General features: G+C 35.9%; 22 protein-coding genes. 7 read left to right on the top strand and 15 right to left on the bottom strand.

The window, feature by feature from the left end; translation table 11 throughout:
* Positions 1-19 precede the first annotated feature (19 nt).
* The 7 genes from POD11_RS04595 to POD11_RS04625 all read right to left on the bottom strand — a co-directional run bounded on the left by POD11_RS04595 (position 20) and on the right by POD11_RS04625 (position 11,122).
* A complete protein-coding gene (locus POD11_RS04595) occupies positions 20-2,110 on the bottom strand; it encodes a sensor domain-containing protein (protein ID WP_262456558.1) in 2,091 nt (696 codons plus the stop codon).
* A 583-nt stretch (positions 2,111-2,693) separates the two neighbouring features.
* Positions 2,694-2,909: a hypothetical protein gene (locus tag POD11_RS04600; protein ID WP_262456559.1), complete on the bottom strand. Its 216-nt coding sequence runs from the start codon at positions 2,907-2,909 to the stop codon at positions 2,694-2,696.
* 196 nt (positions 2,910-3,105) lie between these two features.
* Positions 3,106-3,570, bottom strand: a complete 465-nt coding sequence (locus POD11_RS04605; RefSeq protein WP_016140756.1) for a MarR family winged helix-turn-helix transcriptional regulator — start codon at positions 3,568-3,570, stop codon at positions 3,106-3,108.
* A gap of 847 nt (positions 3,571-4,417) precedes the next feature.
* Positions 4,418-6,136, bottom strand: a complete 1,719-nt coding sequence (locus POD11_RS04610) for a fructose-specific PTS transporter subunit EIIC (protein WP_262456560.1) — start codon at positions 6,134-6,136, stop codon at positions 4,418-4,420.
* Positions 6,123-7,070 carry a 1-phosphofructokinase gene (pfkB, locus tag POD11_RS04615; RefSeq protein ID WP_262456561.1) on the bottom strand — a complete coding sequence of 316 codons (948 nt, stop codon included), beginning with the start codon at positions 7,068-7,070 and terminating at the stop codon, positions 6,123-6,125. Before pfkB ends, POD11_RS04610 begins: the two co-directional genes overlap by 14 nt.
* A gap of 15 nt (positions 7,071-7,085) precedes the next feature.
* Entirely contained in the window at positions 7,086-9,938 is a 2,853-nt protein-coding gene (gene ptsP / locus POD11_RS04620) for a phosphoenolpyruvate--protein phosphotransferase (RefSeq protein WP_262456562.1), read from the bottom strand.
* A gap of 323 nt (positions 9,939-10,261) precedes the next feature.
* On the bottom strand, positions 10,262-11,122 hold the full coding sequence (locus tag POD11_RS04625; RefSeq protein ID WP_239970307.1) for an alpha/beta hydrolase family protein: 861 nt from the start codon (positions 11,120-11,122) through the stop codon (positions 10,262-10,264).
* Between the two features lie 141 nt (positions 11,123-11,263).
* Here POD11_RS04625 and POD11_RS04630 point away from each other — a divergent pair, with 141 nt between their 5' ends.
* Entirely contained in the window at positions 11,264-11,719 is a 456-nt protein-coding gene (locus POD11_RS04630; RefSeq protein WP_262456563.1) for a hypothetical protein, read from the top strand.
* Between the two features lie 25 nt (positions 11,720-11,744).
* On the opposite strand, the gene POD11_RS04635 is transcribed toward POD11_RS04630, so the two are convergent.
* The 3 genes from POD11_RS04635 to brnQ all read right to left on the bottom strand — a co-directional run bounded on the left by POD11_RS04635 (position 11,745) and on the right by brnQ (position 14,169).
* Positions 11,745-11,999 (bottom strand): hypothetical protein, encoded by a 255-nt coding sequence (locus tag POD11_RS04635; protein WP_005068965.1) that lies wholly within the window; start codon positions 11,997-11,999, stop codon positions 11,745-11,747.
* Positions 12,000-12,258: 259 nt separating this feature from the next.
* Positions 12,259-12,678, bottom strand: coding sequence for a GlcG/HbpS family heme-binding protein (locus POD11_RS04640; RefSeq protein ID WP_239970303.1), 420 nt, complete (start codon positions 12,676-12,678; stop codon positions 12,259-12,261).
* A gap of 189 nt (positions 12,679-12,867) precedes the next feature.
* On the bottom strand, positions 12,868-14,169 hold the full coding sequence (brnQ, locus tag POD11_RS04645) for a branched-chain amino acid transport system II carrier protein (RefSeq protein ID WP_032053926.1): 1,302 nt from the start codon (positions 14,167-14,169) through the stop codon (positions 12,868-12,870).
* A 352-nt stretch (positions 14,170-14,521) separates the two neighbouring features.
* Between brnQ and map the strand changes: the two genes are divergently transcribed.
* Entirely contained in the window at positions 14,522-15,316 is a 795-nt protein-coding gene (gene map, locus POD11_RS04650; protein ID WP_262456564.1) for a type I methionyl aminopeptidase, read from the top strand.
* A 38-nt stretch (positions 15,317-15,354) separates the two neighbouring features.
* On the opposite strand, the gene POD11_RS04655 is transcribed toward map, so the two are convergent.
* Positions 15,355-16,254, bottom strand: coding sequence for a LysR family transcriptional regulator (locus POD11_RS04655; protein ID WP_016140766.1), 900 nt, complete (start codon positions 16,252-16,254; stop codon positions 15,355-15,357).
* A gap of 234 nt (positions 16,255-16,488) precedes the next feature.
* Between POD11_RS04655 and POD11_RS04660 the strand changes: the two genes are divergently transcribed.
* Positions 16,489-16,812 carry a hypothetical protein gene (locus POD11_RS04660; RefSeq protein ID WP_239970301.1) on the top strand — a complete coding sequence of 108 codons (324 nt, stop codon included), beginning with the start codon at positions 16,489-16,491 and terminating at the stop codon, positions 16,810-16,812.
* A gap of 48 nt (positions 16,813-16,860) precedes the next feature.
* Here the strand turns inward: POD11_RS04660 and grxD are convergent, their stop codons facing one another.
* Complete coding sequence (gene grxD / locus POD11_RS04665; RefSeq protein WP_002120913.1) at positions 16,861-17,202, bottom strand: Grx4 family monothiol glutaredoxin; 342 nt, start codon at positions 17,200-17,202, stop codon at positions 16,861-16,863.
* Positions 17,203-17,429: 227 nt separating this feature from the next.
* Between grxD and POD11_RS04670 the strand changes: the two genes are divergently transcribed.
* Complete coding sequence (locus POD11_RS04670) at positions 17,430-18,638, top strand: aspartate aminotransferase family protein (RefSeq protein WP_239970299.1); 1,209 nt, start codon at positions 17,430-17,432, stop codon at positions 18,636-18,638.
* A gap of 56 nt (positions 18,639-18,694) precedes the next feature.
* Here POD11_RS04670 and POD11_RS04675 read toward each other — a convergent pair whose 3' ends face one another.
* The 3 genes from POD11_RS04675 to POD11_RS04685 all read right to left on the bottom strand — a co-directional run bounded on the left by POD11_RS04675 (position 18,695) and on the right by POD11_RS04685 (position 20,161).
* A complete protein-coding gene (locus POD11_RS04675; RefSeq protein WP_016140769.1) occupies positions 18,695-19,126 on the bottom strand; it encodes a CBS domain-containing protein in 432 nt (143 codons plus the stop codon).
* Positions 19,127-19,273: 147 nt separating this feature from the next.
* Positions 19,274-19,648 carry a DUF2750 domain-containing protein gene (locus POD11_RS04680; RefSeq protein ID WP_025470290.1) on the bottom strand — a complete coding sequence of 125 codons (375 nt, stop codon included), beginning with the start codon at positions 19,646-19,648 and terminating at the stop codon, positions 19,274-19,276.
* Between the two features lie 279 nt (positions 19,649-19,927).
* A complete protein-coding gene (locus POD11_RS04685) occupies positions 19,928-20,161 on the bottom strand; it encodes a hypothetical protein (RefSeq protein WP_002121063.1) in 234 nt (77 codons plus the stop codon).
* Between the two features lie 216 nt (positions 20,162-20,377).
* Here POD11_RS04685 and POD11_RS04690 point away from each other — a divergent pair, with 216 nt between their 5' ends.
* The 3 genes from POD11_RS04690 to ftsY all read left to right on the top strand — a co-directional run bounded on the left by POD11_RS04690 (position 20,378) and on the right by ftsY (position 22,395).
* A complete protein-coding gene (locus tag POD11_RS04690) occupies positions 20,378-20,737 on the top strand; it encodes a hypothetical protein (protein ID WP_002120892.1) in 360 nt (119 codons plus the stop codon).
* 99 nt (positions 20,738-20,836) lie between these two features.
* Complete coding sequence (locus tag POD11_RS04695) at positions 20,837-21,163, top strand: hypothetical protein (RefSeq protein ID WP_239976936.1); 327 nt, start codon at positions 20,837-20,839, stop codon at positions 21,161-21,163.
* 119 nt (positions 21,164-21,282) lie between these two features.
* A complete protein-coding gene (gene ftsY, locus POD11_RS04700; protein WP_031948529.1) occupies positions 21,283-22,395 on the top strand; it encodes a signal recognition particle-docking protein FtsY in 1,113 nt (370 codons plus the stop codon).
* The last annotated feature ends 30 nt before the right edge of the window (positions 22,396-22,425 follow it).

The raw sequence follows: 22,425 nt of genomic DNA on the forward strand, positions 1-22,425 counted from the left end.
TTATTAGCTATTTTTAGCTTTAAGCATTGTAATGACTTTCTAAGTAAGGTTGATTTTGTCTAAGTATTGAAATAACTTGATTGGCATCTATAGCAGATTCAAATAAGAATCCTTGACCTATACTATAACCAAACTGCCGAAGTAGCTCTTCTTGTTCAGGCGTCTCAATCCCCTCAGCGATAAGCCCAAGTGATAAATTTGGAGCGAGTAACCCAATTGCTTGCACAATTGCATAAATTGATGGGTCATGCTGCATCTTTTGTATAAAACTACAATCTACTTTTAAACTGTCAATCGGGTAATCTCGAATATGTGTGAGCGATGAAAAACCAGTACCAAAGTCGTCTAGTGCAATACGGACCCCATGCTGTTTTAATTTATTCAGTGCTCGGATTACATACTCTGAACCTCGATCACCCAACATGTGCTCAGTGACTTCAATTTCAATATAATGTGTCGGTATTTGAAATTGATTAATCTTTTTCAAAAGTCGCTCAGCGTAGTTATCTCTTAAGAACTCTACAGGTGCGGCATTTAAGGAAACAGGAAGGGGTGTAATACCAAGATTTATCCATTTTGCGATATCACGTAAAACTTGATGTTGCATTGTTTCACCGATTTTACTCGCTAAATTATAATCTTTAAAAGCTTCTGCAATTTGTGCAGGGTAGCCTCTTTGAGCTGATGTGGTATGCCATCTTAATAAAGCTTCAAAACCCACTACATGATGGGTTCTTAAATCTACTTTAGGTTGATAGTAGGGCTGAATTGTATGATGGCGAATTAACTGGCGTGCTAAATTAAGCTGAGAAGCGACTGTTTCAGTCATTTGCATCATGCATGGATCATACATGCGGATTCCGCCACGACCACGTGCTTTTAAGTCATGTAATGCCATATCAGCACAACTAAGTAAACCTGACTGATCTATGGCATCTTGTGGGTAAATTGCGCAACCAATACTCATGCCACCATTTAGAACATTACCTAAATAGGTGATAGGTTGATTTAGCTGTTGAAGTAAAATGGCTGCTAGGTCGCGCACATCATTTTCGGATTTGAGGTTATTAATAATAACCGCAAATTCATCTCCACCTAATCGCGCAACAAAACATCGTTCTTCATCGACACAATGGCTAAAGCGTTTGGATAAAACTTTTAAAAGATGATCGCCTGCGCTATGCCCTAAAGTGTCATTAATATGTTTAAAATGATCAAGGTCAATTAAAAGCAACCCCACACTTGTTTGGGTGTCTTTTGAGTAGGTGAGGGTACGTTTAAGTTGAAATTTAAATGAGCGCCGATTACATAAACCAGTCAGCTCATCTCTCTCACTCATATTCCTGAGCTGGTTTTCTGCCAAATGTTGTTGGGTAACATTACGTGAGACACAAAGTATTTGTCCAATTTCACCATTTTCCCGATGAATCGGGGTAAGCATATTATCCCAATACTCAGGGTTTTGATTGGGTAAACAGCTCATCCCTGCAAATCGGGCAACCTTTCCTTGAAGAGCCTTTTTTAAAGCAACACGTCCACGCTTACGGATATGAGGTGGTAATAACTCAAGCCATTTCATTCCAAATTCTGTTTCGTCAACAGGGATACCTAAAGCGAGGCATCCTGATTTATTCATATGAGAAACTGTGCCATCTACATTAAGTACTTTAATGCAATCCTCACTGATGTCTAACATTTGATTTTGTATTTCAATATTCTTCTGCAAGTTTTGTTGTTCTTGGATATCATGATCAATATCTAAAAAGCTTACATACCATTCGTTAACCTGAGATGGGCCGTGATACTTAGAGGCTTGAATAGAGAGTTTGCACCATCTATATTGATTTCCAGCTTGTAGAAGTCGACATTTTAATTCTATTCTTTTTTGAAGGCGAATTGCTTCGAGCCATCTATTTTTGACTTCATCTAAATCAGCAGGATATATAAAATCTAACCATTGCTCTGGCAATGGAGAAAAAGTATCCAACCAATATTCTGTACACTCTGCATTGCAATATAATATCAAGCCATTTTCATCACTTACCCAAGTTGGTAGTGGAATTTGCTCAACAATAAAATGCTTTTGGGTAGTGTTCGACATTGAAGTCATAACATGCCTAGAAAGATTGAGAGTTGATTAATCTATTTATTAGTGGGTATTGTAATCTTTCTGTAGTATCCAAAATAGTATAAAAAAAATTTATGTGTATTTTTTTTGAACTAAAACTGGGTTGCTGAAACTATTATAAACTTAATATTTAATTTATGTTTTTGTTATTTATTAGTTTTTAGCATTCTTGACTTTAAAAAAATATTTATGATGATTTTTGTAAAAAACTTATTAAAACAGAAGCTTATAACTGGCCTAATATAATTAGCTTAATAAAAATAAACTTAACGATGAGAGGAAGAAAACAGGAAAAATAAAAAAGCTAGTAAATTAAATTTTATTTAGATTATATAAATAAAGAAATTCTAAAAATAGTTTAAATAAATACAATAATCGCTATTAAGTTTACAAAAGTAACATAAAATAAAGGCTTCTATTATCGTAAAATTCTTTTTGTCAAAAAGGATATATATTTCCTTTTTGTGCATTTTATAGCCTACATTTTCCCCAAGATGTAGGTTTTTTTTATGCATAATTTTTAGAAATTCTAACTACTAAAAATAAAAAAAGCCAAAATGGCTTTTTACACAGTTTCTGGTTTTTTCAACTGTTCTTGAATGTACAGGTTGATGTAGTATTGTTCGATATAATCATCGGCATAGTTGTTTGCTAATGTTTTTGTCGCCACTTGCTCATGTTTTAAATAGCAATTTGATTCAAGATCTTTTTCGAGTACCCACCATTTACGGTTAATACGACGTACTTGAAACTTGTCACTTTTGTATTTTCTTTTAGCCATTTTTCCGGAGTTTGCTATTCAGTGATTGAAAGAGAATTTCTACTTGAGTTGCAAGCTCAAGTCAACAGATGGAAGGTTAATTGATTATTTTATGTAGGCTGCTATATCTCTCAATGGCTCAGACAAAATATTAAAATAATTAAGCTCTCGTAAGGAGAGCTTAAATTGTTATCTATAAGAGAGTTTTTATTTGGTTTTAACGAGAAAGGTTCTTTAAAAGTAATTTTAAACTTTCCATCATTTTTTCGAGTTGTAAAGGAGTAATACCTTCAAAAGACTGCTCAAGTACTACACTGGTTAGATCGTTGATCTTGTTGATCATTTCAGTGCCTTTTTCTGTAAGTACTACGCGGGTAATTCGGCCGTCAGACTGGCAGGAATATGTTTCAACCAGTCCTTCATCTTTTAATCGATAAACGATTTTTGTAGTAGTCGACATTTTTGAAATAATCATATCTGAAAGTTCAGAAACACTCGCATGGGGCTTGCTGCTTAAAGCCAACATAATACGTCGACGTGAGTTATCTAAACCATATTTTTTTAAAGCATTATCAATGTTTTGTACATATTGGGCATGTACTTGAGTAATCCAATAATATGGAAAATCTTCAAGAGTAAAAGATTCTGTTGTAGGTAAAAAACGCGCATACTTCTTTGTCATTGACTTTTCCCCATACCTTGGTGGATCGCATTCCTGGTGAACTATCTTTAATAGTTGAAAAATATAGTTTCATCAAGCAAGTTATAGCAGGACTTTACTTGATGAGCAAAAGTTATATAGCTTCAGTTGATAATGGCCTTGAATAGTCCTTATCTTTATAGAGCATTACTATATCTTTGCACGAACTTAAAAATATTCTTCCTCTATAATCAAAGAGTATTGAAAATTAATACTGCTTAACAAAGCAGTCTCAAAAGCTCTTTGAATCGATATATAAGTTTGCATCTAAGCTTGCTTGATCGTTAAATGAACGATATTGCTTGCAACCGCATCGTAGAAAAAAAATTATGATTTGACCGTGGCATTGAACGAGAAAGTTTTTGTCTCTAAAGTCATAATTATGAAAAATCAAGATATTTAAATAATAAATATTTTTATATATCAATGTTTTGCTTTATTTTTATATTGATAAAATTTACCATACATTTAACATGAAACATCTATTATTTAGTAAATTAAAATTAGTTTTCATTATAAGTTATTGATTTTATTTGTAATTTATATATTTACTTTTAAATCATAAATTATGATAGAGAGTGGATTTTGTCTATAAATTATATTTTTTATAAATTTTACTTGAAATATATCTCTTAAATTGCAAAACCAACCAACTTTAACTGTAGTGTTGGCAGAGGAAGTGCCAGCACAAATTATGGCAAGAGCTATTCAGATTAAATGAGTTAAGTCTTAGACAATTAACCATTAAGTAGTTTTTAATTTAAATTTTTATGAGATCTGGCATATATAATTTATAAAAAAGGGAGAATATAAATTCTCCCTTTTTTTATTATGAAATAGCCACGGGCTTTTCTTCTAACTTTTTCTTAACAATGGCATAGCTTATGCCTGTAACGATACTACCTGCAGCAATTGCAGCAAGATATAACCAAGCATGATTAATTGCATTCGGAATTAAAAGAACAAATACACCGCCGTGAGGAGTAACCAATTCGCAATGGAAAAGGGCAACAAGTGCTCCGGTCACCGCTCCACCTAAAATACACGTCGGGATTACACGCATTGGGTCTTTTGCTGCAAATGGAATAGCACCTTCAGAAATAAAACATAAACCTAATACGAAAGCGGCTTTTCCAGCATCTCGCTCTCCTGTACTAAATTTACTTTTAGCAATGAAAGTTGCAATAGCCATACCAATAGCAGGAACCATGCCGCCAGCCATCGTAGCTGCCATGGGCATATACGTGTTTGTTGTCAGTAAGCCGACAGTAAAAGCGTAGGCTGCTTTATTGATTGGACCACCCAAATCAATACACATCATGCTTGCTAATATAATGCCCATTAATACGGCATTTGTTGTACCCATGTTGTTTAGGAAGTCTTTCATTAGCTCAAAAATATGTGCTACTGGCTGACCCACCACGTAAAACATGATAAGGCCAACAAATAATGTACCTAATAGGGGAATAATTAAAATAGGTTTAAGTGCTTCTAAACTTGTAGGAAGTTTGAGTTTTTTTGCAATAAAAAGCGCGATATAGCCAGCAAGAAAACCTGAGACAATGCCACCTAAAAAGCCTGCTTGTAGCTGAGAAGCGAGTAAGCCCCCAATTAAACCAGGCGCAAGACCAGGACGATCAGCAATCGAGTAAGCGATATAACCAGATAGCATTGGAACCATAAGCATAAATGCAGCGGCCCCAATTTGTTTTAATATAGCTGGTAAGCTGCCTGCTTGTTCAGCTGCATTAAGGCCAAAGCATAAAGAGAGAGCAATTAAAAGGCCTCCAGCTACCACCATCGGTAACATATAAGAAACACCTGTTAAGAGATGTTTATATACGCCAACTTTTTCGGTTTTATCTTTGGTTTCTGCAGATGTTTGTTGCTTACCTTGTTCTAAAACTTGTGCATTGCTAATAGCTTCAGCAAAGGCTTTATCTGTTTGCTTTAGAGCAAAGCCTGTTCCGCATCGATAAACGCGCTTACCTACAAAACGATCTGTATTAACTTCAATGTCAGTCGCAAGAATGACAATGTCTGCTTCATCAATAGCTTGAGGTGACAAGATATTCTTTGCACCCACAGAACCTTGAGTTTCTACTTCAATGTCATAACCCAGTTTTTCTGCACCTTGTTGTAAAGCTTCAGCAGCCATAAAAGTGTGTGCAACCCCCGTAGGGCAGGCAGTGATTGCAACAAATTTTTTGGCGGTAGTTAACGCTAGGCTATTATCATTTTGCCAGTCTTGGGCAAATTTAAAATTATTTAATGCCGTTTGCAAAGCTGTGTGTGCATCATTTTTGATCTCTTCAATGCTAATGAAAGATAAAGAATGTGCACCAAAAATATGAAGATCTTTCGGCCGTTGACCAATCACGATGACTTGGTCAAAGCTTTCATTCGGATCGAATTCGTTGATCGTGGTAATGCTATTCTCATAACCTTGTTGGGATGCAACTTGTGCAAGTTTACGAGCTAAAATCAAAGCATTGACTTGCTGTTGCGGACTATTAATGACAAATAATAAATGTTTAGCAGTTGGCATCAGATTCACTCAATGAATTGATAGTAGTTTGGGCTTTTAACTGGTTTAGCTTTTCAGCATTAGGAATGCGAAAACCTATTTGTGTTACAGCATGGCTCGCAATTGCTGTGGCTGTTTTTAATGTTTCTTCGGCAGAGAAACCATTGATTAAACCATGGATCATTCCTGCTAAAAGAGAGTCACCTGCACCTACGGTACTTTTAACGATCACTTTAGGAGCTTTGGCATGAAGTGGGTGACTGTCATGTAACCAGTTTACACCGTCTTCACCCATCGAAATTACGACATGCTCAATTTTAGCTAAGTTTTCAAAAAGCTTTTTTTGTTCAGAATACGTCGCGGCAGGAAGCTGATAACTTTCAACTAATTCATCTGTATTTGGTTTAATCATCCATGGTTGGCATTCGATTGCAGCGACTAATGCTTTACCGCTTGTATCAAGCGCAACTTTTTTGCCTTGCCCTTGAATGAATTTAATAAGTTGTTGTAGCTCATCAACATTAAACCCTTGCGGGAGACTCCCTGCAATAGCAACTACATCGATCTGGGGTAAAATCATTTCGATTTTTTGAAAGAGATTCTTTTTATCTAGTTCGGATACTAAGAAACCTTTTCCATTTAAATCAGTCATCCTTCCGGAATGTTCAGCAATTTTTATATTTTGGCGAGTTTCACCTTCAATATAAATAAACTCTGGTTGGAATTGAACTTTTTTAAAATGCTCATCAAAAATCTGTTTGTTCATTGTTCCTAAAAAACCAGAAACAATAACCTCATGCCCCAAATCTTTTAAAACTTGTGCAATATTTAACCCTTTGCCTGCTGCATGTATTTCTACAGATTCTTGACGATTCACTTGACCGATCTGTAACTCGTTGAGTTGTATGGTCACATCAATTGCAGGATTTAAAGTAATTGTTAAAACTTTAGCCATTACCATTCCTAATCTTTACATTTCTTGTTCGGATAACTGACGTACAGCAGGGGCGCTATCACATTCTAGTGCACGCTTTGCAAGCACCTGAGCTTTGCTGTAGTTGAGTGTACGAATTTGAGCTTTAACCAAAGGAATACTATTCGGTGACATACTAAGCTCATCTACACCTAAACCCATAAGGATCGGTACAGCTTTTGGATCAGCAGCGAGTTCACCGCATATGCCCACCCATTTGCCATGTTTGTGGGCAGCTTTTACAGTTTGATCAATCAATTGCAAAATACTTGGGTGTAGGCCATCTGCTTCAACCGAGAGGATAGGGTGCCCACGGTCAATGGCTAAAGTATATTGAGTTAAGTCATTTGTTCCTATGCTAAAGAAATCCACTTCTTGAGCAAGGATAGGTGCAAGTAAAGCAGCTGAAGGAACTTCTATCATGATACCAACTTGTAAGTCGGTACACGGATATATTGCTTTTACTTCGTCAAGAATGGCTTTCGCTGCGCGCCATTCTTCTACACGGCCAATCATTGGAAACATGATTCTTAAAGGGCGATCATCGGCAGCCTTAAGCAAAGCAATAAGTTGTTGACGCAACAGCTCTGGTTGTCTCAGAGTTAAGCGGATGCCTCTTAATCCTAAAAATGGATTTTCTTCTTCAGCAATTGGAAGGTAAGGGAGTGGTTTGTCACCACCTACATCTAGAGTACGTACTACGAGTGGTCGGCCTGCAAGAGCATCTAAAACAATACGATAATCTGCTTCTTGGGTAGCTTCACTTGGAGCACTACTATGCGCCATAAAAACAAGCTCTGTTCTCAGTAGGCCAATTGCTTCAGCACCACACTCGACTGCATGCGCTGTCGCTTGAACTTTTCCTAAATTGGCAGCAATCTCGATTTGATGCTGATCTAGAGTAATTGCAGGTTCTTGACTGTGACGTTCAGCTTCTTCACGAATTTTTTTCTGATGCTCGCGTTCTTGTTTTGCTTGTTCGATTTGCTGAGTATTAGGATTTAAAATAAAGGTTCCTGTATCTCCATTAATTAAAAGAGAACTTTTTTGCTCAATATCTAGTACTTGCTCACCAGCACCGACAATTGCAGGAATACCTAAAGCACGAGCAACAATAGCACTATGTGCACTTGCACCACCTACGGATGTCAAAATACCTGCAACTCGATCTTTATTAAGGCGGGCCACATCACTTGGTCCCACATCATACATAATTAAAATATAAGGCTCTTTAGGCTCTTCAATGATAACTTCACCACAAAGTTGAGCCAAAACCCGATCGCCAATATCTCGTAAGTCTGCAGCCCGCTCAGCCAATAAACGATCTGGTAAAGCTGCTTGCTCTTTGGCTGCTGCTTCAATATGTTCATGCCAAGCAGCAGGAGCAGAAAGGTTTAAGTTAATTTTTTGATAAACACCATTAATAAGATCTGGATCGTCAAGCATTTCTAAATGTGCTTGGAAGATCTGCTTAATTTCAGCCACTTCAGATTTTGCAATAACTTGGTGAATGTTGTTTTTAACTGCATGAAGGGCAATATCAAGATTTTCTTTTTCTACTTTGACGCTCAAACCCATACGTTCATATTGATAAACCTTAGGTTTAATGACATGAACAGGACCAAAAGCTAAACCACTTGAAGCGGCAATGCCCATATTTGAACTAAGTAGTTTTGATGGAGCTTCAATTTTATTTGATGGCTCTATTTTTATATCGGAAGATTGTATAGGTTCGACTTCTTCACCTAAACCTTGTTGTACTGCTTGAATAACTTTATCTAAACCTTCGACTGCATCTGTTTCTGGTTCGGCAATGAAACGTAGAGTTTGTCCACGTTTACATCCTAAAGCCAAGAGGCGCGTCAAACTTTTAGCAGAAACAAAATTTCCTTCATCTACTGCGACCTGAATATCACCTTGAAAACTTTTTGTTAAGTTCACCAAATGAGTTGCTGGTCGAGCATGTAATCCATGTGCATTAGCGAGTACAACAGAACGATGAGGCCAATCTGGAATAACATCTGCCCCAATGATTTTGGCAATTTCATTTGGCGCTTGTGTTTGATCTAATTGTGCAACTTGCTCTGGATTAAACAGAATATCAATTAGCCGATTAAATCTCTGGCTATCTAATTGCTCATTGGCAGCGATACATACGAGTGTATTTAACTTTTTTTCACCTAACTCTAATGCATGGCGAGGCTTTACGATACTGATTGCTGGTTGTTGAACGAATTTGGTACTTGAAATAGACCAGATTTGATCTTGTAGTTGAATAACTTGATCTGGATCAAGCGAACTTAGAAAACCACATTTTACAAAATTGTGTTTTTTTAGAATTTGAGATGCTGACCAAAACAAATCTTCAATATCTTGGGATTCAATTTCAGTTTGAATTAAATTTTCATGTAAATTTAAAGATAACGGCTGAGCTTGTAATATTTCAATAATTTGCTCAGGTTGTTTTGCATTTTTTACCTGTTCACTTACATCATGCATTAAAGCTCGGGTTAATATTTGTAGGACTTGTAAGTGTTCATCTGATTTTGCTGCAATAACAACAGCTAAATAAACTCTGTTTTCACCATCCCATATTATTCCTTCGGGGAAGTGAGCTAAACGGATACCTGTTTCTAAAATACATTCACGAGATTGGGGAGTACCGTGGGGAATAGCAATGCCTTGACCCAAATAGGTTGCACTTTGCTCTTCACGATTAATGAGTCCTGTAATATAGTCAGGTGTGACTAACCCATCTTTCTCCAATATATCTACTAGACACTGTAATGCATGAGTTTTATCAACAGCATGTTGATTCATATGAATATGTCGAGGCTCTAGTGCTAGCATATTTATCCTTGAACAATATCTTTAGGTTTAGCTAAAACAGAAAAAAAGAAGCCGTTTGTATTAAAAATAGGTTAATTTAACCGTTTTTAAACAACAGCTTCGTATAAATTACCATAGCAGAACTTTAAAGGTATATCGACGTATTTACGTAAAAAATGCTTGTTTTTAATACAAAGGATAATCCATGAATAGTATTTTAAATTTTTATATTAACCATAAAGATAATAAAGTAATTTTATAAAAGGAGTTAAATCCTCCAGATAAAAAAACCTCTATACCGGATTACGGGTATAGAGGCAAAAAAAGTGAAAGATTAATTAAAATTAGTGTCGAATTTCTTGTTCCAAGAGCGACCACAACTTTTGATGTGATTTTTTAAACATTAACATGTGCCCAATTGATTTATATCCGAGTTTAATAGGGTTTAGCTCTAGCATTTTTGTAGGTGCATTCGGATACAGCTTTAATAAAGCTTCAACATTACGCTCGGTTGCAATTTCATCATCACTTGCCCAAATAGAAGTAATAGGGCAGCTAATTTCAGTATGAAAATCCTGAAAAATAGTTTTACCAATGGCGTTTTTCACATAACCGGGATGACTACAAAATTCACGCCACTGTTGAGCGACTTTTTTAGGTAAGTTTTCTCCCATTCCAATAAATTGGGTAGCAGCATAACCTTTTAAGGCACTAGAGATCGGGAAGATAACATTAAACATCACTGGCGCTAAAAACTTGGTTTTACCCTTAAGACCTTTTACGTGGCCAGTAGAACCTGCGACTGCAACAACTTTTGCTACTTTATGGAAGTTAGGCACAATTCCTAGCAATTGCCCACCAGCACTATGGCCAAGAAGAGTAACTTGTTGTGCTTGGGTTTTTCCTAATAAAGTATCAATTGCACAAGGGATATCGAGAGTTCCCCAATCATTAATACTTGCACCACTTTGCTTTAACGGCCCATGCAATGAATCTCCAATTCCACGGAAATCAAAGCTTAATACGTCATAGCCTTGTTCACTTAACCAACTAGCAAAAGAATGATAAAAGTTTTTGGTAATACCTGTGGCTGGACAAATCAACACGGGATTGGCCAGTTGTTTTGATTGAGCTGGATAAAAATGTGCAGCAAGTTGATAACCATCTTTGCAGGTCATCCAAAATGTTTCAAAAGTATTATCCATAATATTTCGTAGTGATAAGTTTGTAGATATCTTTAATTTACACGAGTTCTAAAATGAAACTTGATTAAAATGTGACTATAAAGTCAATAATTATGTTATATAGCTCATTAAATTTGAATAAAACGAATAATTGGAAAAAAGATGGATTTACCACAGGCTGTACAGTTAGCTATTGTGTTTAGTGGCATATTTTTATGGATAGGGATGGTAACCGGGGTATGGAAATATTGGCAAATACGCTGTTCAGAATTAAGTCGTGCTCATTATTATGTAGATATCGCTCATCGAAGTAGTTTGTTATATGCAGCCGCTAGCCTAATTCTAGCTGTCTTAAGCTACTTTACTGTTTTAAATGAAAATATTGCTTTGTGGTGCGTGTTTGCAAATATTCTGTTTTTTAGTTTTTCAATTTTAGTTTATATCCTACATGGCTATTTACAGGACACGACAAATCAATTTAAACGTCCGCACAAGTTAGGCCGTTTTAGTTTGCCTTCATGGTTAATGTCTTTAATGATGGTAGGATTAATTGTGACTGAATTACTTGCTACGGCTATTTTAGTTATCGGAACAATTTTTTTATTTTTAGGTATATAAAAATGGATGATCACTCATCCATTTTTTAAGTATTCGAGTTCTGTTGACTAAGACGTCTTTTAGCTAATTTTCGCATCTTATGGTCGACAAAGGCCCACACACAAAATATGAAAGAAACAACCATCGCATACATAAAGTATTCGGGTTTCAGATTTCCCTTAATCATACCTTGAAACAGTAAAGTCAGCATAAGAGCAAGCGGCGTTACTCCATAAACAACTGAATCTTTGCTGTTCAGAGTGTTAATGAAGACTTGTTTGTTGAAATGTAATGATAACATCTCCATCCCTCCTTGTGGTTGTGCTAAAACTGAATGTTTTAGTCAAGAATAAGTTTAATGTTGTACTTCTATTTTTAATTCAATTCAATAGTGAATAGAAAATTTTTTGAGCAGTTTTATAAAAAACTCTATGTTTATAAAAGGTTAAGGTATTAAAAAAGTAAATATTAAATATTTTTGTATAAAATACTTAATTTTTTTAGAAAAGAGAAATATTTAAGTGAAAAGTATAATAATTTCTCTTCTCTATAAGTTCAGATTAACTATTTTGTTTTTTTAAAAAGAGGTCAATGGCATGTTGGGCAATTTCTGCATCTTCAAAAGATTGAACGCCAGAAACACCAATTGCTCCTAAAATTTGACCGTCGTAAAGAATTGGTTTACCACCTTCTAGCATCCCTTGAGCACTCGACATACTTAAAAAACCTAAGCGACCATTTTGTAAAAGTTCTTCATAGAATTTTGAAGGTCTACCTGATATTGAAGAACATTTTGCTTTTTCTAAACATAAATGGGAACTTAAAGGCGAGGCACCATCTAAACGTTTCATGAGTAGTAAAGAACTTGTTTCGTCAACAATAGCGATACTAACTTTAAAGTTGTGTTCAATTGCATATTTTTGAGCTTCTTCCATTAAAAACTCTGCATCTGCTAATGTTAGGTAATATTTACTTTTCATTGTTGCTCTTCTTTCCTAGTAAGCTAAAAATTATTTTAGTGTAATTTTACAGTAAAAATTGATTATATCTATTATTGTTTTGTCATTCAAATTAGTGTGGAAACAAAATGCTGGTTGGGTAAACTCAGCATTTTATTCAATATATAAAATCATGTTTGGGTAAAACTCGATTTCAAAATAGACACTAGATTAAATGTTTTTAAATTTAACTTTGTCGATCATTACGGTAATGATGAGAACAACTAAAGATGGGATCAACCAAGCTAAGTTTTGTTCGTTTAAAGGTAAGTGTTGAAGAAAATCGGGTAAATAATCACCAAAACCTGCAACCTTAAGACCGTCAATAATCCCGAAGATAAAAGCAATACTTGTTACTGAACCTACAATAAAAGAAGGCTTGTGCCAGAATTTCCAAAAGAAACTCAGCATAATTACCACAATTGCAGGTGGATAAATTGCGCTTAAAACAGGCACTGATACAGCAATAAGTTTGGTTAATCCAAGATTAGAAATAACGAAAGAGAAACCAACTAAAATGAATACTAAAAGTTTGTACGGTAATTTAGTTAACTGAGCAAAATACTCACCGCAAGCGCAAGTTAAGCCAATCGCTGTTACCATACATGCTAGAAAAATGAGGCCAGTTAAGAATAGCGAACCCATATTGCCGAAAGCATGTTGAACATACGCATGTAAAATTACTGCACCATTTGCTGCATTTGGTGCAACTTCATGGCTACCTAAACCTAATTTAAACAAGCTTAAATAAACTAATGTAAGACCAGCACCTGAAATGAGACTGGCAATAATTGCATATTTAGTCACTAGCTTTTTATCGGTAACACCACGAGAGTAAATCGCTTGAATAATTACAATACCAAATACTAATGCGCCTAAAGTGTCCATGGTGAGATAACCATTTACGAAACCTTCTGAAACTGGAGAAGCAACGTAATGGTTGATTGGAGCAGGAACATAACCAGATGGAATCATGACTGCTGCAATGCCTAAAATTGCTAATGCAATAATTTTTAGCGGAGCAAGTACATGTCCAACTGTATCCAATAACTTGTTTGGATAAAGAGAAACTAGAGTTACAAATGAAAAATAAATTGCACTATAGATTAAAAGGCTACTACTTGATGTTCCAAAATAAGAAGAAAAACCAATCTCATAAGAAACAGTAGCTGTACGTGGAGTTGCAAATAAAGGGCCTACTGATAAATAACAAACTACAGTTAAAATCAGACTTGCAACTCGACCTAGAGGAGAGCTAATAATTTCAATGGAACCCTGCATACGAGAGAGTGCCATAATGGTAATTACAGGAAGACCAACTGCAGTAATCAAAAAGCCTATAGCAGCTAGCCATACATGATCACCGGCTTGTTGAGCGACAATGGGAGGAAAGATAATATTGCCAGCCCCAATAAAGAGGGCAAAGGTCATAAAACCTAAGGCAATAATATCTCCAGTACGAAGATGTTGCATAAATTAAATTTAATAAAAAAGAAGGAATTTTAGAGCAAAAGAGAGCATGATCAAGCGGTATTTTATGTGAAAAAGATTTTTTTCGGAGTATAGAAACCTTTAATAGATATCAAAAATATCAACTGGTTAAGGTATGTAGTTGAAAAACCATTGAAAGAAATGCGTAAATCATTTTTTATGTCTGACTTTTTAAAGAAATTATGCAAAAATAAAAGTATAAATTTCTATTATGAATGTTGAATATTTGGGCACTTAACGCTTCCAGCCTATCCTATATCCGTTCTAAAATATTCTAAATTAACTTACATTTTTGTAGGCATTGTAAAAATAGTGTCTACGAGGATAAAACTGAATGAGAGCTTCTACTGTTACAATAAAAACTGAACAAGATCTAGAAAAGTTGAGAGTTTCTGGACGCTTGGCTGCGCAAGTTTTAGAAATGATAGAGGCACATGTTAAACCAGGTGTATCTACTGAATATTTAGATAACCTGTGTAACGACTATATTGTAAATACTTTAAAAGTTATTCCTGCCAATGTTGGATATCATGGTTTTACTAAAACAATATGTACCTCAGTAAATGAAGTGGTTTGCCATGGAATTCCATCGCCGAATAAAATTTTAAAAGATGGCGATATTATCAATATTGATGTCGCAATTATTAAAGACGGCTACTTTGGTGACACGAGCCGTATGTATTTTGTGGGTAATGTAAATCCACAAGCAAAAAAACTTGTCGAAACAACTTATGAGGCGATGGTTGCTGGTATTCATACCGTTAAACCGGGAGCTACATTAGGTGATATCGGTTACGCTATTCAGTCAGTTGCCCATCGAGAAGGGTATAGCATTGTTCGAGAATATTGTGGCCATGGGATTGGTAAGGTTTATCATGAACAACCCAATGTTCTACATTATGGACAACGTGGCCAAGGTTTGGTTTTAAAGAAGGGAATGGTCTTTACCATTGAACCGATGATTAATGCGGGCAGACCGCAAGTGAAAGAGTTGAATGATGGATGGACTGTCATTACCCAAGATCTTTCGTTATCTGCTCAATGGGAACATATGGTTGCTGTAACTGATACAGGCTTTGAGCTATTAACACCTTGGCCTGAAGGTGTGGGAAATTATCCTGCAATTTGAAAATAAAAAAGTTCGATAATTATCGAACTTTTTTTATTTTAATGCTCAGAAAGATGTTCTACCAAATAATCGATAAATACTCGTACAGCAGGTAGCAACCCTCGACGTGATGGATATACAGCATGTAATATACCGTGAGGCGCTTTCCATTCTGGTAATATTTGTACAAGTTGTCCAGATTTTAAAAAATCTTCTGCTGCGCTTTCTGGGAGTAAAGCGATACCACAGTTTTGACTCGCCAATTGCGCCAACATGTGTATGTTTGTACCCATTATAGTAGGGCTGACTTTGATTTTCTTTTGCTGGTTGTCTGGCCCATGCAAAAGGAATTGCTGATCAAGATGCTCTTCAGAAAGGCTTAAAATACGGTGTTCGCTTAGCTGCTCAGGAGTTTTTATATCACCAAACTCATTTAAATAGGCCTGACTTGCAAATAGACTCTGTTCTATCAGAGCAAATTGTCTAAGAACTAAACTCGGGTCATCATCTAGTTTTGAGCGAACTCGTAGAGCAATATCAATTCCTTCATTAATAACATCTACTCGACGATTGCTGACCATAAGTTGCAAACGAATTTCTGGATATTTTTTTAGGAAAGCAGGCAAAATTTTAGGAAGTTGATTTTGAGCAACATCAACTGGAACACTAACTTTAACAACACCTCTGGGTTGAATACTTAGGTGATCAACCAGATCATGTGCGGCTTGTGCAGCATTCATCATAACTTGAGCATGTCTATAAATATCCATCCCAATATCTGTAACAGCAAAATGACGTGAACTACGTTGAATGAGACGAACCCCTAAGTTTTCTTCTAAACTATATACGCGACGACTTAGTTTTGATTTTGGTATATCCGTTACACGTTCAGCAGCACTAAAGCCACCATGCTCAACAACGAGAGCAAAACAATAAAAATCATCAAGATCAGTGAGCATTAAAATATCCTATTTCTGCAACACCAACGATTTTACATCATTATTTTTGCAACAATAATTCTTAAACTAAATTATTTGTAATTAATTAGCCCTCTAAATAAAAATAGAATTTTGAAATTATATTGTAATTACGTTGTAATTTTAATGTGTGTTGTTTTAACTAGTATTCTCGCCTCTTATAGAAGTTTTAATTATTTTCTTTTACACTACAATTTTTCTCTACTCTCAAATTTCATGCCTTATCAACTAATCGAACTTAACGATGCGTCTGCGAATATTGAATGTCCATTTTGTAAACAAGCGATAATTGACTGGGTGCAAGAACAATATATTCAGCCTTGTGAACATACTTTATTTATTGCTATGGATTTAGGATTTGAATTTGTTGCTGATCGATTTGAAGAGGGTATGAATCAGAATGTAGATGAGTTGCACGAAGATCCGAATATGAATGTATTTGAAGCTTTAACGACAACTACTTATGAAAATCTAATTATTTTGAAGTCTGATTTAGGTGTAGAAAATTTATTTCGCTATGTTGGGGTGAGTGATCGTTAAATTCGAGAGTAATAAAAAAGCCAATCTTTTGATTGGCTTTTTTATTATTTACGCTTCTGGCGCTGCGCTGTATTGTTCAACTAATGGTTTTAATTCGCCATTTTGGAACATTTCAAGCATGATATCGCTACCGCCAATAAGTTCACCATTTACCCAAAGTTGCGGGAATGTAGGCCAGTTCGCAATTTTTGGTAATGTTGCACGAATATCAGGGTTTTCCAAAATATTTACATATGCAAATGGACGACCAATTTGACTGAGCGCCTCTACAGCACGTGCAGAGAAACCACATTGTGGAAACTGTGGAGTGCCTTTCATGTAAAGTAAAACGGGATGCTTCGCAATTTGATCGCGGATTAACGCTTCAGTATCACGTGCTTGTTCAGTCATAAATAGATCCTCAACTAATCTAGCAGCATTATAGGGGGTGTTTACATCGCTTTGCAAACCACCTGATTACTTAAAGTTGCATTGAATATTCAATATTTTATTGTATAAACCGAAGTGATAGCAAAAAGTGGACGAAATTTTAGATAAATGAATGATGAGACTTTTCATCAGAGCCAGTTTTTGCTTATATAAACCCTTCTAAAAATCTCATACAGACAGAGTTCGTCATGACTGATATTACCCTAGCTCCAATACAACCTGATCAACCATCACATTTAATGGCTACTTATGGCCGCCAAGCGATCAGTTTTGTACGAGGCCGAGGGGCATATTTATATACCGAAGATGGCACAGAGTATCTAGATGCTTTAACGGGTATTGCTGTATGTGGTTTAGGTCATGCACATCCGGTAATTGCAGAGGCGATTGCAGAACAAGCTGCAACACTTGTCCATACGAGTAACTTATTTGAGATCCCTTGGCAAACTGCTGCTGCTCAGAAGCTTGCTGAAGTTTCAGGAATGGAAGAGATCTTCTTTTCAAACAGTGGTGCTGAGTCAAATGAAGGAGCGATTAAAATTGCTCGTAAATTTGGTACTCAACAAGGCATAAGTTCACCAAAGATTATTGTGGCAGAGCAATCATTTCATGGCCGTACTTTAGCAACACTTTCAGCCACTGGTAATAAGAAAGTACAAGATGGCTTTGCTCCTTTAACTCATGATTTTATCCGTGTGCCATTTGGTGATGTAGAAGCAATTCAAGAAGCCGCTTTACAGCATCCAGATATTGTTGCGATTTTGATTGAGCCAATTCAAGGTGAAGGTGGTATTAATACAGCACCTCAAGGTTTTAGCTATCTTGAAGAAGTTCGTATCCTATGTAATCAGCATAACTGGCTAATGATGCTAGATGAAATCCAAACAGGTAATGGCCGTACAGGTAAGTATTTTGCGTATCAGCACACAAATATTGTGCCCGATGTTCTTACGACTGCGAAAGGTCTTGGTAATGGCTTTCCAGTAGGAGCGGTCATGACACAAGGTAAAGCTGTAGGTTTATTAGGTCCTGGTAGTCACGGTTCTACTTACGGTGGAACTGTGCTAGGTTCTCGTGTGGTTTATACGGTAATTGATACAATTCAAAAAGAGAATGCTGTAGAAAATGCAGCTGTAGTCGGTGGTTATATTGTTGATCAATTACGTGCTCAATTGGCAGATAAAAATGTACAAGTACGTGGCTTTGGTATGATGATTGGTATTCAATTACCTAAAGACTGTGCTGAGCTCGTTGCAATTGCTCGTGATCAACATAAGCTGATTATTAACGTTACAGCAGGTTCTGTAGTGCGTTTATTGCCACCAATTAATATGACTCAAGCACAGGCTGATGATTTACTCGAGCGTTTAGTCTCTTTAATTAATAACTACCTTTAAGTTTTGGTATCAATAAAAAATGGGCATATAAAATGCCCATTTTTTATGTGAAATAATTATCCAGAAATGTACTGTTTTAACTGTTCAATGAGGTTTTTCTGGTCTTCCATTGCAGCTTTTACTAAATCACCAATAGAGATAAATCCAACTAATTTTTCATTGTCTAGTACAGGTAAGTGACGTAAGTGGCGGTCTGTCATGAGCTGTAAACACTCTTCAACCGTATTGTTTAGGCTTACCGTAATTACTTTTGATGTCATAATTTCAGCAACTGTGGTGCTATATGAAGAACGTTCCATCAGTGTCACTTTTCGCGTGTAGTCACGTTCAGATAAAATTCCGACAACTTTTCCGCCGTCTGCTACGACAAGTGCACCAATCCCTTTATCTGCCATGATCTTAATTGCTTCAAGGACAGTGGCTTCTGGAGAAATTGTAAAAATATCTTGCTCTGATTTGTTTTTGATTACTTGTGCAACGATTGTCATTTCTTCTGTCCTGTGTTTTATCATTTTGTTTTAAATTAGCTTGATTTTATAAAAATGCAAAGACTTGATAGTCATTCAAATATAAGTTTTGCATTCAAGCGTTCAAAAAGCATTCTATATTGATTGCTAAAAAGCTAAAGAAGAAGTTTACGCTCCTTGCCAATGGGGATGTTTAAAAAAGAAATGATGCATTTGCTGAGTAGATAGCTTTAATTTTCTATGAGATGAATTAAACAAAGCAGGAGTGACGTTAAGTCGAGTTAAGGTTGGTAATAAAGACTCATGGAAATCTTTAGGGGTAATTCTTCTAGGTTTGTAATGTGGCCAATGCTCTTTTGCATAACGATGTGCTTGCAAACCGTTAAGCCAAAAAGGGAAAATAAAATCTTCCTGATCTGATTTAATTGCCCATCCTTGATGAAATAAACCCCAAAGAACCCCGCAGTACATCATGGTTCTTAAAATATAAATCTTAATCATCAAGTCTCTTGAAACCGGTTGTAGATTACTTAAACTATTCATTGTGAATTTAATGTTTCTTAACTTGTCTTGCTTATTATAAAAAAATCAGATGACATTTCAGTTTAAACAGGTATCAAATCGTAAACAAATATTCCAGCTATGAAATTCTGTTCATTTACTTATAGTGTCTGAAGTTTTAAATCAATTGATAAATTTAGTTTTTTTATAGGTATAAAAACGCCACCTGAGCCATGGTTGAAGTAGCGAAGTAAGGCTTTAGATAAGTTGATAAATTTGAATTTTACAGACATAAAAAAACGCCACCTAAGTGACGTCTCTTTATGCTTGCATTGTGGCTAACTTTTGCCAATATTGTGCTTTAAGTGAGTCACGTTCAACACGGAAACCTTGATAATACAATTCTGCTAAAAACAGTGCGGCTTTACCGTGCCCAGCGCGAGCAACTTCTTCTAACTGTGCAACTGCATCCTGAAAATTCATTTGAGAGTGAATAGTGTTTACTGCAGTTGCGTATACATGTTCTAAATCATGATGAGAGATACGTTGAATCATATAAAACTCCTTATTGTAATTATGATTACTTTTTCTAAAGGCCAGTGCCTTTAAATTAATTTAACTTAGTATTGTTAAACTAATATTACAAATTAATGGATTTGTCAACTATTGGTGCAAACCACTTTATTCACTATTAGGATACATGATTAAACATTATTCACAAATAATTTTGAGTAAAATCAATATGAGAATAAAAGACAAGGAGAATAAAATATGACAAATACTATCGACGGCTTTGTTTTTGATACTCCACCTAGAGAGGAACAAATCATAGAACTAGCCCATTATCATCGTAAACTATTAGATGAAGCGATCTTTCATCAAGAGATCCATTTAGGGGATTATTGTCTTGCTCAGCGCAAAAGAGTATTTGATTTCGCTCGGCATTTAGAACCCGCACAAAAAAACTGGTTTTATCAGGTGTATGATGGTGAACTGAGAAAAATTGCTGATGAAGACGAGTTGCATCCAGCAGATGCAGAAGAAGGATTAAGTATCTTTGCCATGTTTTTAGTCTTGGTGATTATTGCGGCAATTTTATACTTTTCTGTCATTCGTTCACTAATAAGCTAAGTATTATTATCCAGTAAGGTACGATTCTTGGCCTTACTGGATGTTTGATCTTGTGCTTATGAGTATTGAACCCTACACTACACTAATTCGAGGTAGGTCATGCTCATATTCAAACAAAATTTCCTTAAATTAAAGTCTGAGTTAAAAGTTGATCAATGTTTTAACCTATTTGTGGTTATTGTCATTGGCTGTATTTTTGTGCTGTCATATTTAGCATTACTTCGGCCTATTAGTCCGGATCAATATCAACGAATTGTACAACTCTCTCATCAGGCAACTTATCCAAGAACTCAAGATATGGCTGAGTTACTCATGACTCAATCTGAAATTCATAGAGCAGAGTATTTAAAGTTAATGCATGCATACCAATTTGAAGGTGCTCATATTAAGCAATACCCAGCACTCGCTCAGGAAGATATGCAATAAATTGGTTATCGAGATAAATCTTGTTTTCCAAAGCTTTTTGAGCACTATTGTGGCAGGCAAAAGTTTGAATTTATGTTAGACTTTATCTTTTTTAACACGCTGCTTTTCAAGGAATCCGCATGGAGCAACAATCGAATATGCAAAATAAATTCTTGATAGATGCTGAGATCGGTGATGACGATGTCACATTACCTAATTTACCTGCTATCGATGTTCCCATCGTTGAATCTCCTGTTAAATCACAAGAAAATATTGAAGTAGCCAAAGTTGAATTAGCTCCTTCAGAAACAGCGGTCGAACAACCAAAAACTGGTTTCTTTGGCCGAATGAAAGAGGGATTAACCAAAACTCGTCGTAATTTCGCTGATGGTATGGTCAATATCTTGATTGGCGGAAAGGAAATTGACGATGAGTTACTTGAAGAAGTTGAAGAGCAATTACTGGTTGCAGACATTGGTGTCGAAGCAACTAAAACGATCATTACCAATTTAACAGAGCGTACAGCTCGTGGTGATTTGATCTATTCTCATTCGTTATATAAAGCATTACAAGAAGAGTTGGTTGCTTTGTTGGCTCCACGTGTAAAACCTTTGCATATTGATCCTAATAAATCACCATATGTAATTTTAATGGTTGGGGTAAATGGTGTTGGTAAAACTACTACTATTGGTAAGTTAGCTAAACGTTTGCAAGGGGAAGGTAAAAAAGTGATGTTAGCTGCTGGGGATACGTTCCGTGCGGCAGCAACTGAGCAATTACAGATCTGGGGTGAACGTAATGATATCTCAGTAGTGGCGCAAGGCCATGGGGCTGATAGTGCTTCTGTTATTTTTGATGCTTTTGAAAGTGCTCGTGCTAAAGGAATTGACGTATTAATTGCAGATACGGCAGGTCGTTTACATAATAAGAGCAATTTGATGGAAGAGCTCAAAAAAGTTAAACGTGTTATGCAGAAAATTGATGCCACTGCCCCTCATGAAATCATGTTGGTGGTAGATGCTGGTACAGGGCAAAATGCGATTAACCAAGTACAAGAGTTTGATCAGGCTGTAGGTTTAACGGGTATTACCATTACTAAGTTAGATGGAACTGCGAAAGGTGGTGTGCTCTTTAATATTGCAAGTCGTACCCATGTGCCAATTCGTTTTATTGGTGTAGGTGAAAAAATTGATGATTTAAGACCATTCTCGGCTAAATCTTTTGTTGCAGCACTGTTTGAAACTGATAAGTAAATTGGTTATTAATCTTAAAAAGCTTCACTA

Source organism: Acinetobacter sp. P1(2023) (genome assembly GCF_028367635.1).
GTDB classification, from domain to species: Bacteria; Pseudomonadota; Gammaproteobacteria; order Pseudomonadales; family Moraxellaceae; genus Acinetobacter; species Acinetobacter pittii_E.